A 16,451-nucleotide genomic window follows, 5' to 3' on the forward strand; every position below is an offset into this window, starting at 1 on the left:
CCGATCATGACAGTCGCTTCGTCCATCCACAAGTGATTCCGTCGAGATGTGCGCGATTCGCAACGGATTCCATCGTCAATGCCCTTCCGATCAACGATTCGCCGTGGCACGATGGTGCGCATCGCGAGCGCCGCGCCGGGCACCCCCACGTCTCCGACCGCGGCATCCGCCCCACCCACCGGAGGACCCCGTGACCGAGACCCTGCGCAACTTCATCGGCAACGAGTACGTCGACGCCCGCGGCGAGGAGGTGCTCGACCTCGTGGATCCCGCGACCGAGGAGGTGTACGGACGGGCACCCGTCTCGACGACAGCCGACATCGACGCCGCCTACGCGGCGGCGTCCGCGGCGTTCGACGCCTGGGGCCGCACCACGCCGGCCGAACGACAGCTCGCACTCACGCGCATCGCCGACGCCATGGAGGCGAGGGCCGACGAGTTCGCCGACCTCGAGTCGCAGGACACCGGCAAGCCCCGTGCCACGCTCGTCGCCGACGAGATCCTCCAATCGGTCGACCAGCTGCGGTTCTTCGCCGGCGCCGCCCGCAACCTCGAGGGACGCTCCGCGGGCGAGTACGTCGCGGACCACACCTCGTTCGTGCGCCGCGAACCCATCGGCGTCATCGGCCAGGTCGCACCGTGGAACTACCCGCTCAACATGGCGGTGTGGAAGGTGGCCCCGGCCATCGCCGCCGGCAACACCGTCGTCCTCAAGCCGTCCGACACCACGCCGCTGGCCACGCTGAAGCTCGCCGAGGTCGCCGCGGAGTTCCTGCCCGCCGGCGTCCTCAACGTCGTCACCGGCGACCGCGCCACCGGCGGGGCCCTGCTGCAGCACCCCACCCCCGAGATGGTGGCCATCACCGGCTCCGTCCGCGCCGGCATGGAGGTCGCGCGCGCCGCGGCATCCGACCTCAAGCGCGTGCACCTGGAGCTCGGCGGCAAGGCGCCCGCGATCGTCTTCGACGACGTCGACCTCGAGCAGGCGGCCGAGGGCATCGTCGCCGCCGCCTACTTCAACGCCGGCCAGGACTGCACGGCCGCGACCCGCGTGCTCGTGCACGAGTCCGTCCACGACGAGCTCGTCTCGGTGCTCGTCGAACGCGCACGCACCCACGCCCGCACCGGCGGCCCCCGCGAGGACGGGGTCTTCTTCGGTCCGCTCAACAACCCGACCCAACTCGCCAACGTCGCCGGCTTCGTCGACCGGCTGCCCGACCACGCCGACATCGCCACGGGCGGCCGACGGCAGGGCGACCGCGGGTACTTCTGGGAGGCGACCATCGTCACCGGGCTCCGACAGGAGGACGAGGCCATCCAGCGCGAGATCTTCGGGCCCGTGCTGACCGTCCAGCCGTTCCGCGAGGAGCGCGACGCCGTCGCCATGGCCAACGGCGTCGACTACGCGCTCGCCGCCTCCGTCTGGACCCGCGATCACGGCCGCGCCATGCGCTTCGCGCGCGACCTCGACTTCGGATGCGTGTGGATCAACACGCACATCCCGTTCGTCTCCGACATGCCGCACGGCGGGTTCAAGCACTCCGGCTACGGCAAGGACCTCTCGCAGTACGGCTTCGAGGACTACACGCGCATCAAGCACGTCATGAGCTTCATCGGCTGACCGGCGGCGCGGTCGGTGGGACACTGGTTCCCATGGTCGAGGGGGCAGTGCGCAGCAGGATCGACCCCGAGGCGCCCCAGTGGGACGTGGTGGTGGGGGCCCGCTTCATCGTCGCGCTCGCGGCGCCGGCGCCCGACCGGGTGACCAGCGCGATGGCCGACCTGGCAGGCGACGAGTCGGTCGAGGTCGAGGACCTCGTCGCCCGCATCCCGATGGGACCCGCCGGGATCGAGGACCTCGCCCTCGTGTGGTGGCCGCGGGGCGGCGACCCGCTCACGGCGCTCGTGCGCGGCCGAGCCGTCGTCGACCTCGCCTCGCCCGGCGGCGCCCGCCGGCTCGACGCGCGCGGCATCACGCCCTGGCACCTCGCCGAGTTCTCGGCCGTCACGCGGCTGCGGATCGCGGCCGCCGGCTCGCCCCTCGAGGCCGTCCGGCACGCGGCCGTGGCCGGCGAGGGGGTGCCGTCGCAGCGCGCCGCGTTCCGGGCCGCCGCGATCGAGTGGGCGTGGCGGGAACTGCCCGAGCGCGCCGACCCGTACGCGCTCGACGCCGACACGGTGCTGGCCCGCCGTCCGCCCGCGGACGCCGCGCCCGATCCCGACACCGTCCGCTCCCTCCGGCACGCGCCGCCGACCGCGCCGATGCCCATCGTCGAGGACGCCGACACGATCCGCTCGCCCGCGCGAAGCGGCTCGACGAGCACCGTCCGGGTGCCGCGCCCCGAGCTCGTCATCGAGGACGACACGGTCGCCGCCCGGGACGACGACGCCGGCGACACCCTCGAGCTGCCGATCCCCGCGACCGCCTACCGCGTCGTGGGCGGTCCGGCCGGGGTGATCGACGCGCCCGTGATCATCGGGCGCAGCCCGAGCCCGCCGCGGATGCCGCAGGGCGACGTCGTGCTCGTCCGCGTCGAGTCGCCCGCCGAGGTCGTGTCGGCGACCCATCTCGAGCTCCGCCGTGAGGGCGGCCGCGTGGTCGCGACCGACCTCCGGTCGACGAACGGCACCATCGTCAACTCCGCCGCGGGCGTCCGGCGGCTCCGGCCCGGGGAGTCCGTGGTCGTGGCCGCGGGAACGACGCTCCAACTCGGAGGGGATACGATCGTCGAGATCCTCACGGACCTCGGAGGCATCGACGCATGACCTCCACCGGACAGGGGCGGACCAGGTGACGCAGATCGGCAACGGCAACAGCCGGCACCGCGTCGCGCTGCCGGACGGCACGGAGGTGACCCTCTCGTGGGCGGCGGCGACCGACACGGGACTGCGTCGCGCCGTGAACGAGGACAGCTTCGTCGCGCAGGCCCCGCTGTTCGCGGTGGCCGACGGGATGGGCGGCCACGCGGCCGGCGACTTCGCGAGCGCCGCCGTCGTCACGCGCCTGGCCGAGCACGGCGGCAAGCCCGCCGTCGGCACCTCGGACATCGACGCCGCGCTCCAGCTCGCCGTGCAGGACATGGGGCGCGGCGCGGGCGTGACGGACGAGGGCAGCGGCACCACGGTGACCGGCATCGCGCTCGGCGTGATCGGCGACCAGCCCGCCTGGATCGTGTTCAACATCGGCGACTCGCGCGTCTACCGGCTGGTCGGCGGGGTCCTGGAGCAGCTCACGGTCGACCACTCCATCGTCCAGGAGCTCGTGGACGCGGGTCAGATCTCGCGCGAGGAGGCGGACACGCACCCGCACTCCAACGTGATCACGCGAGCGGTCGGGTTCCACGAGGCGCCGATCCCCGACTACCGGGCCATCGCGCTCGAGGAGGGCATGCGTCTGCTGGTGTGCTCCGACGGGCTGACCAAGGAGCTGACCTCCTACGGCATCCGCCACTTCCTCATCTCCGGGCGCCGGCCCGAGCAGGCGGTGCACCAGCTCGTCGAGGCCGCGGTCGGCAACGGCGGGCGCGACAACATCACCGTCGTCGTCGTCGACGTGCTGCGGGTCGAGCGCCCCGGCGCAGGCGAGACCGGGACCGCGTGAAGTCACCGCGCCCGGCGGCATCCGCCGACCTACAATAAGGCGATGCACCGGGCGGGAGCCGCGCGCCGGAGATGCTGCCGGTGCCCGAGCCCGCAGGGAGGAACGTGACGAGGCGACTTCCGTCCACGCCGCCGAACCTCCCCGGGTTCTCGTTCATCCGGGTGCTCGGAGCCGGCGGCTTCGCCGACGTCTTCCTCTACGAGCAGAACATGCCGCGGCGCCTGGTGGCGGTGAAGGTGCTGCTCGCCGAGGTCGTGAACGACGACGTCCGGCGGATGTTCCAGGCCGAGGCGAACCTCATGGCCCAGCTGTCGAGCCACCCGTCGATCCTCACCGTGTACCAGGCGAGCGTCGCGGCGGACGGACGCCCCTACCTCGTCATGGAGTACTGCTCGGCCACGCTCGGCCAGCGGTACCGGGCCGTGCAGCTCCCGATCGCCGAGGTGCTCTCGATCGGCGTGCGGATCGCGAGCGCGATCGAGACTGCGCACCGGCAGGGCGTCCTGCATCGCGACATCAAGCCGTCGAACATCCTCACCACCGCATACGGCCACCCCGTCCTCGCCGACTTCGGCATCGCGGCCACGCTCGGCCAGGCCGAGGCGAGCGACGCGGTCGGGCTGTCCATCCCGTGGTCGGCACCGGAGGTGCTGCTCGACGAGGTCTCGGGCACGGTGGCGAGCGAGGTGTGGTCGCTCGGCGCGACCGTGTACTCCCTCCTCGCCGGACGGAGCCCGTTCGAGGTGCCCGGCGGCGACAACGGCACGCGGGCGCTCATCGCCCGGATCGAACGGACCAAGCTCCCGCCGACCGGTCGGCCCGACGTTCCCCGCAGCCTCGAAGCGGTCCTCGCTCGGGCGATGTCCAAGCGACCCGCGGACCGCCAGGCGGGCGCCCTCGAGTTCATCCGCGACCTCCAGTCGGTCGAGGAGGAACTGAACCTGCCGCAGACGCCGCTCGAGGTGGCCATGGACGACTGGGCGCTCGCGACCGCCGTCGACCTCGACGAGCGCACCCGACTGGGCGCCGGCAGTTCGGCGGATGCCGCGGCGTCCCGGTCGCGTCGTCGCCGGTCGTCCTCGGCGCGAGCCGGCGCGGCGACCGTCGACTCGCGATCCCGGGGGACCGCCCGCGGCTCCGGGGCGCGGCGCGCGACCGCACCGCCGCCGCCTCGTCGGCTCATGTGGGGCGTCGGCATCGCGGCGGCCGTCTTCGTGGGACTCGTCGCAGCGGGACTGCTCACCGTCGCCCGGGGGGCGGCGTCGATCCCGGTCGTCTCCGACGTGCGCGCCGAGGTCGTGGGCGAGAACGTCGTCTTCTCCTGGGATGACCCCGGACTGCGGCCGGGCGACACGTACATCGTGACCGTCGGCGGGAGCGACCGTCCTCCGCAGCGGGAGACCGTCGCGACGGCGCCGGCCGATGCGAGCGCGTCGGTGTGCGCGACGGTGTCGGTGTCGCGCGACGGCCGCTCCGGTCCGCCGAGCGCCGAGCGATGCGTGGAAGCGGGGGCGCCGTGATCGACGTCGCCGAGATCTGGCGGGCCCGCCGCGGGCCGCTCCTGACCGGCACGGCGGTCGGCGTCGTCGTGGCCGTCGTCGCCGGGGTGGCGGTCGCCTCGGGCGGCTACTCGGCGCAGCGCATCGATCTCGGCGACGCTTCGGTGTGGGTGGCCAACCAGACCTACGAGTCCGTCGGCCGGGCCAACACGGCCGTCGGCGAGCTCAACGCCGTCGTCGAGGCGGGCGGCGCCAGTCCCGAGATCGTGCAGCGCGGCGCGACCGTGCTGGTCCTCGACCGGGACCGCTCGAGCGTCGGCATCGTCGATCCGGCCACTGCCGCCGTCGCCGACACCGTCTCGATGCCGCCCGCCGGCGCCGAGATCGCCCTCGCCGGCGACCGGGCCGTGGTCACGGCCGACGGCGACCTGTGGGTCGAGCCGATCGAGCAGTTCGGCGACTTCAGGAGCGAGGACGAACCCGCGTTCGAGTTCGGCGCCCAGTCCGTGACGTCGGTCGACGAGGCGGGACGCGTGTTCGGCTACACCCCGTCCACGGGCGACCTCCGGCAGGTCGACGCGACGGCGCCCGAGAGCCCGGTCGACACGTGGCAGGTCGGCCCGATCGATCGACCCGAGAACGCGCAGGTGACCTCGGTCGGCGGTCGCTGGGCGGTGTGGGACGCCGGTGCGCGACTGCTGCACCTCGACGGTCGGTCGGTGGACCTCTCCGACGTCGCCGCGAGCGGTGAGCGGACGGTCCTCCAGCGGCCCTCGCTCGACGGCGACGGGGTCCTCCTCGCGACCCGCGAACGACTCGTCGAGGTGCCCTTCGACGGCGCCGAGCCGGTGATCCTGGCCGACGGCATGACCGGGAGCCCGGCGCGCCCCGTCCGCCACGGCGAATGCGTCCACGCCGCCTGGGGCGGCGGCACGGCGTGGCGGGCCTGCGACGGTGCGACCGGCCAGCTCACGCCCCTCGGCCGGCGCATCGCCGCGCCCGGTCCGCGCTTTCTCGCGAACGGCGACGCGCTGGTGCTGAACGACCCGCAGACCGGGGCGACCTGGTCGGCCGCGGGCGACTACGAGCTCATCGACAACTGGGCGAAGCTGATCGAGATCGAGCGGGACGAGCGCCGCGTCGAGCAGAACGATCCCGACTCGCCCGTGGCGACCGAGAAGAGCCAGGTCCCGCCCGTCGCCGTCGACGACGAGTTCGGCGCGCGTCCGGGGCGGGCGACGCTGCTGCCCGTGCTGCTGAACGACTACGACGCCAACGGCGATGTCCTCGTCGTGCGCAGCACCTCGGGGAACCTCCCGCCCGGCGCGCGGGTCGACCTGGTCTCGAGCCGGCAGCAGCTGCAGCTCACGCTCGACGAGGCGGTCACGGGTGCCTTCGATCTCCGCTACGACATCGACGACGGTCGCGGCGGCGTCGCCCAGGCGCTCGCGCGGGTCACCGTGCGGGAGCCGGACGAGAACGGTCCTCCGGCGCAGGTCCGTCCGGTGAGCGCGGTGGTCGAAGCCGGCGGCCGGGTGAACACCCCGGTGCTCGGCGAGTGGGTCGACCCGGACGGCGACCCCATGTTCCTCCGCGCCGCCACGGCGAACGACCCGGACGACGCGACCTCCACCGCCGACGGCGTGGTGGTCTTCGACGAGCGCGGCGGCGAGGGCGACCGGCGCCGCGTGGGTCTCATCGTGTCGGATGGGCGCGACGAGGGCACGGGCACGCTCGAGGTTCGGGTCCGAGCGCCGGGCGAGGCGCCGCTCATCGCGGAGTCGTTCGTGGCGCTCGCCACGGCGGGCGAGGAGATCCGGCTCGAGCCCCTCCGCCACGTCCGCGGCGGTTCGGGAGAGGCCCGGCTCTCGGCCGTTCCGTCCAAGCCCGAGGCCGACCTGGCACCGGACTTCGACAAGGGCACCTTCCGGTTCTCGAGCGCCGCCGTGCGCACCCATTTCCTCGAGTACACCGTGACCGACGGCGGCCAGACCGCGACGGGCACCGTCCGCGTCGAGGTCGCCGCCCCGCCGGAGCGCGACACCACCCCGATCACCGTGCCGCACACCGCGTTCCTCCGCCAGGACCAGCCCATGGAGGTCGACGTCCTCGCGGGCGACATCGATCCGACCGGCGGGCTGCTCGTCATCACCGGACTGGGGGAGGCGCCCGACGACCCCGGCGTGCGCGTCGAGGTGATCGAGCACCGGATCCTGCGCGTCAGCCTCACGAGCCCGCTCGAGCAGGGTTCGGCGACCTTCGGCTACCGCGTCAGCAACGGGCTGGCCGATGCCGAGGGCATGGTCACGGTCGTGCAGGTGCCGGCACCCGGCATGCCCCAACCCCCCGTCGCCGCGTCCGACACGGCGTCGGCGCGCACGGGTGACGTGATCGATATCCCAGTGCTCGACAACGACCAGCACCCCGACGGCGAGGCGCTGGAGCTCGACCCCGAGCTGGTGTCGGCGCCGTCGGCCGGTCTGCTGTTCGCCGCGGGCAATCGGCTCCGATTCCAGGCGCCCGGCGAGCCGGGCGTCTTCGAGGCGTCGTATCGCGTCTTGGGTCCGGACGGGCAGAACGCCACGGCATCCGTCACGATCACGGTACGCGAGGCCGACCCGGCGACGAACTCCCCGCCCGTCCCGGCGACCGCCACGGCCCGCGTGCTCGCGGGCGACACGGTCCGCGTCCGGATCCCGCTGGCCGGCGTGGACCCCGACGGCGATTCCGTGCAGCTGCTCGGCCAGGAGTCGAATCCGGAGCGCGGTGCCGTCGTCGACCGCGGCACCGACTGGCTCGAGTACGAGGCGGGGGAGTACTCGGCCGGCACGGACACCTTCGAGTACTCGGTCGTCGACGCGCTCGGCGCACGTGCGACCGGCGTCGTCCGCGTCGGCGTGGCGCCGGGTCTCGACGGCGTGCGCGCCCCGGTCGCCCTCGACGATCGCATCACCGTCCGACCCGGTCGCTCGCTCGCCGTTCGCGTGCTCGCGAACGACTCGGACCCGGACGGCGCCTCGCTCTCGATCGCGGGAGTCGAGCCGAACACCGGCAGCGCCACCGCCGAGGTGGACGGCGACGTGATCCGCGTCGACGTGCCCGCCGGCGAGGGCGACCACAGCTTCATCTACACCGTCGAGAACGAGCGTCTCGGGGCGACCACGGCCTTCCTCCGCGTCGACGCGCGCGACGATGCGCCCCTCATCAGGCCCGAAGCCGCCGACGTGGTGCTGAGCCTCAGCGACGTGCTCGACGAGGAGCGCGTCGACGTCGACGTCCTGGGCGAGGTCTTCATCGCGGATGCCGACCAGCGCGACGCCCCCGTCTCGCTGGTCGAGGGGTACGACGACGGCGCACGGGTGACCTCGGACGGCTCGATCGAGGTCGAGGTCCAGGACCGGCGCCGCATCATCCCCTACTCGGTCGGCCACCCGGACGACCCCGACCTGCGCGCGTTCGCGTTCATCTGGGTTCCCGGCCGCGACGACGCCCTCCCGCAGCTGCGGCGCGACGCCCCGCAGGTGCGCGTCACGACCGGCGAGGAGGTCGTCCTCGAGCTCGAGGACCACGTCGTTGCGGCCTCCGGGCGGCCGGTCCGGTTGACGGATGCCGCGACGGTCCGGGCCTCGCACTCGGACGGCAGCGACCTGGTCGTCGACGCCGACACCCTCCGCTTCCGCAGCGAGGCGGGCTACTTCGGCCCCGCGTCGATCTCGTTCACGGTCACGGACGGGGCGTCGGCCGACGACCCGGACGGGCGCACGGGCACGATCGTCATCCCGATCGACGTGCGCCCGAACGAGGACAAGCCACCGACGTTCGTCGGCGGCATGATCGACTTCGAACCCGGCCAGTCGCGGACCATCGCCCTGGAACGGCTGACCAACCGACCCGACGACGAGGGCGGCGCCGAGCTGGCGTACCGCGTCGTCGGCGACGTGCCCGAGGGGTTCGAGGCCTCGGTCGACGGCGGCGAGCTCCGCCTGCGCGCCGCCGAGGCGACGCCCCACGGCACGCGCGGCGCCATCACGATCGCGGTCGTCGACGGTGACGTGGAGGGCACGCCCGGGCGGATCGAGCTGCGGGTCGTCCCCTCCACCCGCCCCCTCGCGCAGCCGGCTCCCGACACCGCCGTCGCGCCGCGCGGCCGCAGCACCACGGTCGACGTGCTCGCGAACGACGCCGCCGGCAACCCGTTCCCGGACACGCCGCTGCGGGTGATCGCGGTGCGCGGCCTGGATTCGGGGGACCTCCCGGCCGGAGTATCGATCACGCCGAACGCGGACCGCTCACGGCTGTCGATCACCGTCTCCGCCAACGCGGCGCCCGTGAACACCGTCGTCCAGTACCAGGTGGCCGACGCCACCGGCGACCGCAGCCGGTACGCCTGGGGCACCGTGACGGTCTCGGTGCAGGACCGCCCGGACCCGGTCAGCGACGCGCGCCTGACGGGCTTCGGCGACGGCGCGCTCGACGTCGCGTTCGGCGCCGGCGCCTTCAACAACTCGCCGATCCAGGGCTACCGCATCTCGCTCGCCGACCCCCGGGACGGCCGCGAGGTCGCGGCGACCGAGTGCGGTGCGACGACGTGCACGGTCGCCACGCCGGGCAACGGACCCGAATCGGCCGTCCGCGTGCGCATCCAGGCGCGCAACGGCATCGGCCTGTCCGATCCGGTCGAGCTGCCGAGTCCGGTCTGGTCGGACGTGGTGCCCGGGCCGGCGTCGGGCCTGCGCGCCATGCCGCTCGACGGACGGCTCCGCATCGAGTGGGCGCCGGTGTCGACCGGTTCCGGCAGCCCCGTCAGCACCTACGTGGTCACCGTCGCGGGCTCGCCGGTGGAGGTCTCCGCGTCGCGCGTCTGCACCGCCGCCCGGTGCGCGACCGACTCGCAGCAGCTCGCGAACGGCAGCAGCGCGGCCGTGTCCGTGAGCGCGCGCAACGGCGCGTTCCCGGCGCTCGCCCAGTGGACCGAGGCCACCACCACCGGGACGCCCTTCGGCGCGCCGATCCCCGGTGACATCGCCGTGGCCGCGGATCCCGCCGCCGGGGCCGTCGTGGTGTCGTGGACGCCGTTCGCCGGCAACGGCGACGCCATCGGCGGCTACTACGTCGAGCGCCTCGTCGAGGGCGAGTCCGGCGTGCCCACCGGCGCGCAGGCGTGCTCGGTCACGCGGCCCGCTCCGGGTACGGTCGTCGCACCCACGGCGGGCGGCACCGTGGCCGAGGTCGTCAGGGTGGGTCCGGATGTCTCGAGCGTGTCGTTCACGGGAACGTCGACCGAGTCCGCGCGGTACTCCTTCATCGTGTGGGGTCACAACCGCGCCGGCTGCGTGCACACCGCGGTCGCCGGGACGGTGGTCCGGCCCGCTCCCGGGGCCGTCTCGGGCGTGGACAGTGCGATGGACTGGCTGAACGCCGAGACATGGGACCGCTACGTGTCGAACGTCGACGCCGGCACTCGGCGCCTGCAGATCATCGCGGTCGACGCCAACGGCGTGCGCATCGGGACGCCTCGCGACTTCTCCGGCTCGGGATGGCTTCGCGCCCTGGTGAACCGGCCGTTCGGCGAGACCGCTCGGTTCCAGGTCCGTGCCTGCTCGGTGTGGGGCTCGTGCGGGCCCTGGTCGGAGACGCAGCCGTCCGGCGAGACGCCGTCGCTCACCTTCGCCCTGCCGGGGCGCGCGTACGACCCGGCCAGCGTGACCTGGACGTGGACCGCCGACCCCGCGAACGGCGGGCTGCCGGCCGCGTACCGGTGCGGTGTCGTGGGCGGTTCCGAGAGCCGGGCGGCGCAGTCGCCGACCTCGTGCCAGGTCCCGGGCGCCGCCCCGGGCGACCGCGTCTGGTTGGATGTTGAGGTCGCGGGCGTCACCGCGAGATTCGAGGCCCGATGAACTCGCAGGGAGCAGGAGCACGCATGACCATGACCCCTGAGGACGCGACGCGGTTCGCCGCGGACCTGGACCGACTGGTGGGGGCGGTCGAGGAGGTCCTGCTCGGCAAGAACCGCGTCATCCGCCTCGCCTTCACCGCGCTGCTCAGCGAGGGACACCTGCTCCTCGAGGACGTGCCGGGGACCGGCAAGACCTCACTGGCCCGCGCGATGGCGCAGTCCGTCGCGGGGTCGAGCAACCGGGTCCAGTTCACTCCCGACCTCCTGCCGGGCGACATCACGGGCGTGTCCGTGTACGACCAGCGCACCGGCGCGTTCGAGTTCCATCCGGGTCCGATCTTCGCGAACATCGTGCTCGCCGACGAGATCAACCGCGCGAGCCCGAAGACCCAGTCCGCACTGCTCGAGGTCATGGAGGAGGGCCAGGTCACCGTCGACGGGCAGACCCACCCGGCCGGCCGGCCGTTCATGGTGATCGCCACGCAGAACCCCGTCGAGCAGGCCGGAACGTACCGGCTGCCCGAGGCGCAGCTCGACCGCTTCCTGATGCGGACCTCGATCGGTTACCCCGATCACGCCTCGACCATCCGGATCCTCGAGGGAACCGACCAGCGGGCCCACGACCACCGCGTCGAACCGCGACTGGGCGCGGCGGACATCGTCCGGATGGCGGCGCTCGCGCGGACCGTGTACGTCGATCCGACCATCCACGACTACGTCTCCCGACTGGTCGAGTCCACGCGGACCGCCAAGGAGGTGCGGCTCGGCGTCAGCGTCCGCGGCGCACTCGCGCTCGTGCGGGCGGCGAAGACCCATGCGGCCGGTCGAGGCCGGCACTACGTCGTGCCCGACGACGTGAAGGCGCTGGCCGAGCCCGTGCTCGCCCATCGCCTCATCCTCGACCCCGAGGCCGAGTTCGACGGGGTGACCGCGTCGAACATGATCGCGCAGGTGCTCATCGAGACCCCTCCGCCGTCGGCGAGGCAGGCCGGGTGACGTTCCAGACCCGCTCCACGATCCCCGAGGAGGCGGCCACCGAGGGCCTGCTCGCGGTCGTGATCGGGCGCGCGGTCGCGGCCGCGCAGGCTGCGGCATCCGTCATCGGACGATGGTGGGCGACGGCCCGCGGCGTCGTCACCCCCCTCGGCTGGGGCGTGGTCGTGGCCGCAGGGGCGGCGCTCGTCATCGGCTACGGCTGGGGATGGGCGGAACTGGTCGTGATCGGCTGGGGACTCGGCCTGCTCGTCGCGCTCGCCTCGGCGTACCTCGCCGGCCGCGGCGCGGGCAGCATCGACCTCTCGCTGCCCGTCGCGCGCGTCGCCGTCGGCGAGGAGGCGGAGGCGCGGCTCGTCGTGCGCAACCCCGGCCGCCGGCGGTTCGCGGCGGCTCGCCTCGAGCTCCCGGTCGGGGACCGCGTCATCGCGAAGGTCCTGCCGCCGCTCGCGCACGGCGCGGTGTTCGACGAGCGCGTCGCGATCCCGACCCGCCGTCGCGGCATCGTCGAGGTGGGTCCCGTGCAGACCGTCCGCGCCGATCCGATCGGCCTGATGCGGCGCGAGATCGAATGGTCGGGCGTGCGGATGCTGCACGTCCACCCCCGCACGATCGCGGTCTCGCCGCTCAGCACGGGCTACCTCCGCGACCTCGAGGGCACGGCGACCCGCGACCTCACGATCAGCGACATCTCGTTCCACGCGCTGCGCGAGTACCAGCCCGGGGACGACCGGCGCTTCATCCACTGGCGCAGCTCGGCGAAGACCGGAACCTTCATGGTGCGGCAGTTCGAGGAGACCCGTCGCAGCCGCATGATGGTCGTGCTCGACCTCGCGGCCGACGCCTACGACGAGGACGACGACTTCGAACTCGCCGTCAGCGCGGCCGCCTCGCTCGGGGCCCGTGCCATCCGCGACGCCCGGAGCATCAGCTTCGTCGTGTCGGGTCGGGCTCGGAGCGCCCGGCGGGCTTCGGACGACGGGGAGGGTCGCCGCGACCCCGCCATGCGGGAACTGCCGACCGCCTCGCGGGACCGGCTGCTCGACGGGCTCTGCATCGTGGAGACCGACACGCGCGCGGCCGGGCTCGCCGAGACCGTCCGATCCGCATCCGAGTCGGTGACGGGGGTCTCGCTCGCGTTCCTCGTCACGGGGGCCGCCCGTCCGGTCGCCGAGCTCCGTCACGCCGCCTCCCGCCTGCCCCCCGGCGTCGAGGGCGTCGTCGTGCGCTGCAGCGCCGAGGGCGAGGCGGCGGCGCGTTCGATCGGGGCCCTCACGGTGCTCGACCTCGGCTACCTCGACGACCTGCGCGCGATGATCGCGAGATCGGCGTCGGTCGCATGAGCGAGCGCATCATCGGCCCGGAGCGGTTCGGCGGCGCGGAACCGGTTCGGCGCACCGGGCGTCGGCGGGAGCGCTGGACGGTGGGGCGCGCGTCATCGCCGCGCTCGGCCCTGGTCTCGGTCGTGATGGTCGCGGCGATGACCGCCGCCGCCATGGTGCCGTGGTGGCCGGTGTACGAGAGTCCGCGGTTCGTGGTGGCCGCGGCCGTGGCGATCCTCGTGGGCTCGGCGATCGGCGTGATCGGCGCCGTACGGCGGTGGCCGTCGTGGGCGGTGGTCGCCGCCGTGGCCGGCGCCTACCTGGTGCTCGGCGTGCCGGTGGCCGTGCCGGGACGGTCGTTCGGGACCGTGCTCCCGACCTCGGAGGGCCTCGTCGAGCTCGTCGCCGGCACGGCGCTGTCGTGGAAGCAGCTCGTCACCATCGCCGTCCCGGTCGGCAGCTACCAGGCGCTGCTCGTCCCGCCCTTCCTCCTCGGACTGATCGCGACCACCGCGGCGGTGACGATCGCCCTGCGCACGGCGCGGCCGGCAGCGGCCGCGCTCCCTCCGGCGCTCCTGCTCGTCGCGGGCATCGCGCTCGGCGTGATCCACGACGAGCTCGCCGTCCAGTCCGGGCTCGCGTTCCTCGTGGCGTGCGTCGTCTGGCTCGTCCGGGTCGGACTGGCGTCGCACCGGGCGATCATCGGCGAGCGGCCCTCGGAGGCCGTGCTCGCGGGAGTCCGCCGCATCATCGGAGCGAGCGCCCTCGTCGCGGTGGCACTCGTGGGGGCCACCGCGGCCGCCTTCGTCATCCCGCCCGGCCCTCGCGAGGTCGTGCGCGCGCAGCTCCAGCCGCCGTTCGAGCCCGACGATTTCGACAGCCCCCTCGCCGGCTTCCGCCGCGCCTTCGACCCGGATGTCGCAGCCGCCCCGATGCTCGCCGTCAGCGGCCTTCCCGACGGGGCCGGGCTGCGCGTGGCGACGCTCGACACGTACGACGGCATCGTCTACTCCGTCGGCGGAGCCGACCGCTCGGCGGCATCCGGCCAGTTCACCCGCCTGCCGTTCCGGCTCGACCAGACCGGGACGCCCGGGCAGTCGGTCGACATCACGGTGGAGGTGCTCGGCTACGACGACGTGTGGGTGCCGGGGATCGGGCGACTGGAGCGCATCCGGTTCGTGAACCCCGACGATCGGGCCCCGGTCCTCACCGAGGAGTTCCACTACAACGACGTGACCGGCACGGGCGGCGTCCGGACCGGCTTGCGCGAGGGCGACGAGTACCGGGCACGGTCCGTCGCCTCGATCGACGACGTCGACCTCGCCGAGCTCCGGCCGGGCGGCGCGGTGCTGCCGGAGGCGCCCGACCCGCCCGAGGAGCTGCTGCAGCTCCTCGACGAGTGGGCGCCGGCCTCCGATCCGCCGGGCGTCCGACTCGCGAAGGTCATCGACGGGTTCCACGGCCAGGGCTACGTCAGCCACGGCGTCGGCGACGACGAGCCGAGCCGATCCGGTCATTCCCTCGACCGCATCGCGGAGCTCGCGACCGTCAAGCCGATGCTCGGCGATGGCGAACAGTACGCGGTGGCCGCCGCCCTCATGGCGCGCGCGATCGGGTTCCCGGCGCGGGTCGTGGTGGGCTACCTCCCCGGCGAGGACCCGAGCGAGGACGACGCGGCCAGGCGCGTGTTCCGCAGCGACGAGCTCCAGGCGTGGATCGAGGTGCAGGCCAGCACGGGAGCCTGGATCCAGGTCGACCCGAATCCCGAGCGTCGCCCGGTTCCCGAACGGCAGCCGGACGAGCCCACCATCGTCTCCCGGCCGCAGTCCGCCCTCCCACCGCCCGAGGAGCGGACCCCGATCGACGACCTGGTCGTCGAGCCGGATACGGGGGCCGACGACCGAGACGACGATCGCGCCGCGTGGCTCGAGGCCCTGCTCGCCGTCGCCCGCGTGGTCGGCATCGGGCTGGCCGCCCTCCTCCTCGTCCTCAGCCCGTTCCTCGCGATCGTGCTCGCCAAGGCGCGTCGACGCCGCATCCGGCGGCGGGCGCCGACTCCCGTCGAGCGCATCGAGGGCGGCTGGCACGAGTTCACCGACACCGCCGCCGACTACGGCTACCCCATCTCAGCGGGCGCGACCCGCGCCGAGCAGGCGGCCACCGTCGGCGGGTTGGAGCCGCTCGTGCTCGCCGCGGTCATCGACCGAGCCGTCTACGCGCCGGACGGCCCGGACGAGGGCGACGACGAACGCATCTGGTCGGCGGTCGACGAGCTGCAGCAGCGCATCGCCGCCCCACGGTCGTGGCGGGAGCGCCTGCGCGCGGCCGTCTCCCTCGCCTCGTTCGGCCGCTACGCTGGCAACCGAAGGGAGGCGGCTCGTGACCTGCCGGATCTGCGGCGCTGACCTGCCCGAGGGCGCCATGTTCTGCGGCGAGTGCGGCAGCTCGACGTCGGCCACGCCCGAGTCGCGTCGACCGGTCGACCCACGGCCGGGCGACACCTCCGTCCTGCACCGCTCGGAGAGCGGAGTGATCAGCATCCCCGTCATCGGGGAACCCGTCGGCGCCGAGCGCCGGGCCGAGCCGGAGCTCTCCCCACCCGGTCCGGACGCGACGCCGTCCGGACTCGCGGGCGGCGCGACCTGGCCCGCCGAGCCTCCGGTTCCGGCGGGGCCCGCCGAGCCCGCCGAGCCCGCCGAGCCCGAGGGGGATCCCGACGCCGGGTCCGCCGTCTGGGTGCTGCGCTTCACGACCGGCGAGGTCGTCAGCGTCTCCGGCTCGGGGCTCGTCGGGCGGCGGCCGATGCCGCAGCCGGGGGAGCGGTTCGCGCACCTCGTGCAGATCGTCGATCGGGGACTGTCGGTGTCGAAGACGCACCTCGAGTTCGGCGAGCACGACGGCGACCTCTGGATCGCCGACCGGTTCTCATCCAACGGCACGGTCGTCCGCCGGCCCGGCGAGGGCGGCGTGCGCTGCGAACCCGGGCGGCGGGTGCTCGTCCCGCGCGGCAGTCGCGTCGAGATCGGCGAGCAGGCCTTCACCGTCGCCTGACCCGTCCTCCCCAGCGCCGCCGGATGTCGCCGCCGCACCGCCGGGCCCCGATCCGCGTGCCGACGGGTGGCCGGGGTGCTGGGCTGGAC

9 protein-coding genes are annotated in these 16,451 nt (G+C 74.0%); all 9 read left to right on the forward strand.

Going from position 1 to position 16,451, the window contains the following annotated elements; all coding sequences use genetic code 11:
• Positions 1-190: 190 nt before the first annotated feature.
• The 9 genes from M1L56_RS05000 (at position 191) to M1L56_RS05040 (ending at position 16,362) form a co-directional block, all read left to right on the forward strand.
• Entirely contained in the window at positions 191-1,621 is a 1,431-nt protein-coding gene (locus M1L56_RS05000) for a gamma-aminobutyraldehyde dehydrogenase (protein ID WP_248598400.1), read from the forward strand.
• Positions 1,622-1,653: 32 nt separating this feature from the next.
• The gene (locus M1L56_RS05005) at positions 1,654-2,766 is read left to right on the forward strand and encodes an FHA domain-containing protein (RefSeq protein WP_248598401.1); all 1,113 of its coding nucleotides are present in this window, start codon (positions 1,654-1,656) and stop codon (positions 2,764-2,766) included.
• A gap of 25 nt (positions 2,767-2,791) precedes the next feature.
• Positions 2,792-3,601: a PP2C family serine/threonine-protein phosphatase gene (locus M1L56_RS05010; protein ID WP_067947081.1), complete on the forward strand. Its 810-nt coding sequence runs from the start codon at positions 2,792-2,794 to the stop codon at positions 3,599-3,601.
• A gap of 104 nt (positions 3,602-3,705) precedes the next feature.
• Positions 3,706-5,121: a serine/threonine-protein kinase gene (locus M1L56_RS05015; protein WP_248598402.1), complete on the forward strand. Its 1,416-nt coding sequence runs from the start codon at positions 3,706-3,708 to the stop codon at positions 5,119-5,121.
• A complete protein-coding gene (locus M1L56_RS05020) occupies positions 5,118-10,997 on the forward strand; it encodes an Ig-like domain-containing protein (protein WP_248598403.1) in 5,880 nt (1,959 codons plus the stop codon). The genes M1L56_RS05015 and M1L56_RS05020 overlap by 4 nt, the downstream gene beginning before the upstream one ends.
• A 23-nt stretch (positions 10,998-11,020) precedes the next feature.
• Positions 11,021-11,992 (forward strand): MoxR family ATPase, encoded by a 972-nt coding sequence (locus tag M1L56_RS05025; RefSeq protein WP_067947076.1) that lies wholly within the window; start codon positions 11,021-11,023, stop codon positions 11,990-11,992.
• Positions 11,989-13,332, forward strand: a complete 1,344-nt coding sequence (locus tag M1L56_RS16075) for a DUF58 domain-containing protein (protein WP_248598404.1) — start codon at positions 11,989-11,991, stop codon at positions 13,330-13,332. The genes M1L56_RS05025 and M1L56_RS16075 overlap by 4 nt, the downstream gene beginning before the upstream one ends.
• Positions 13,329-15,716: a transglutaminaseTgpA domain-containing protein gene (locus tag M1L56_RS05035; RefSeq protein WP_248598405.1), complete on the forward strand. Its 2,388-nt coding sequence runs from the start codon at positions 13,329-13,331 to the stop codon at positions 15,714-15,716. Before M1L56_RS16075 ends, M1L56_RS05035 begins: the two co-directional genes overlap by 4 nt.
• Positions 15,691-16,362 carry an FHA domain-containing protein gene (locus tag M1L56_RS05040; protein ID WP_248598406.1) on the forward strand — a complete coding sequence of 224 codons (672 nt, stop codon included), beginning with the start codon at positions 15,691-15,693 and terminating at the stop codon, positions 16,360-16,362. Before M1L56_RS05035 ends, M1L56_RS05040 begins: the two co-directional genes overlap by 26 nt.
• The last annotated feature ends 89 nt before the right edge of the window (positions 16,363-16,451 follow it).

This window comes from Agromyces sp. C10, from assembly GCF_023217995.1.
In the GTDB taxonomy this organism is placed as follows: domain Bacteria; phylum Actinomycetota; class Actinomycetes; order Actinomycetales; family Microbacteriaceae; genus Agromyces; species Agromyces indicus.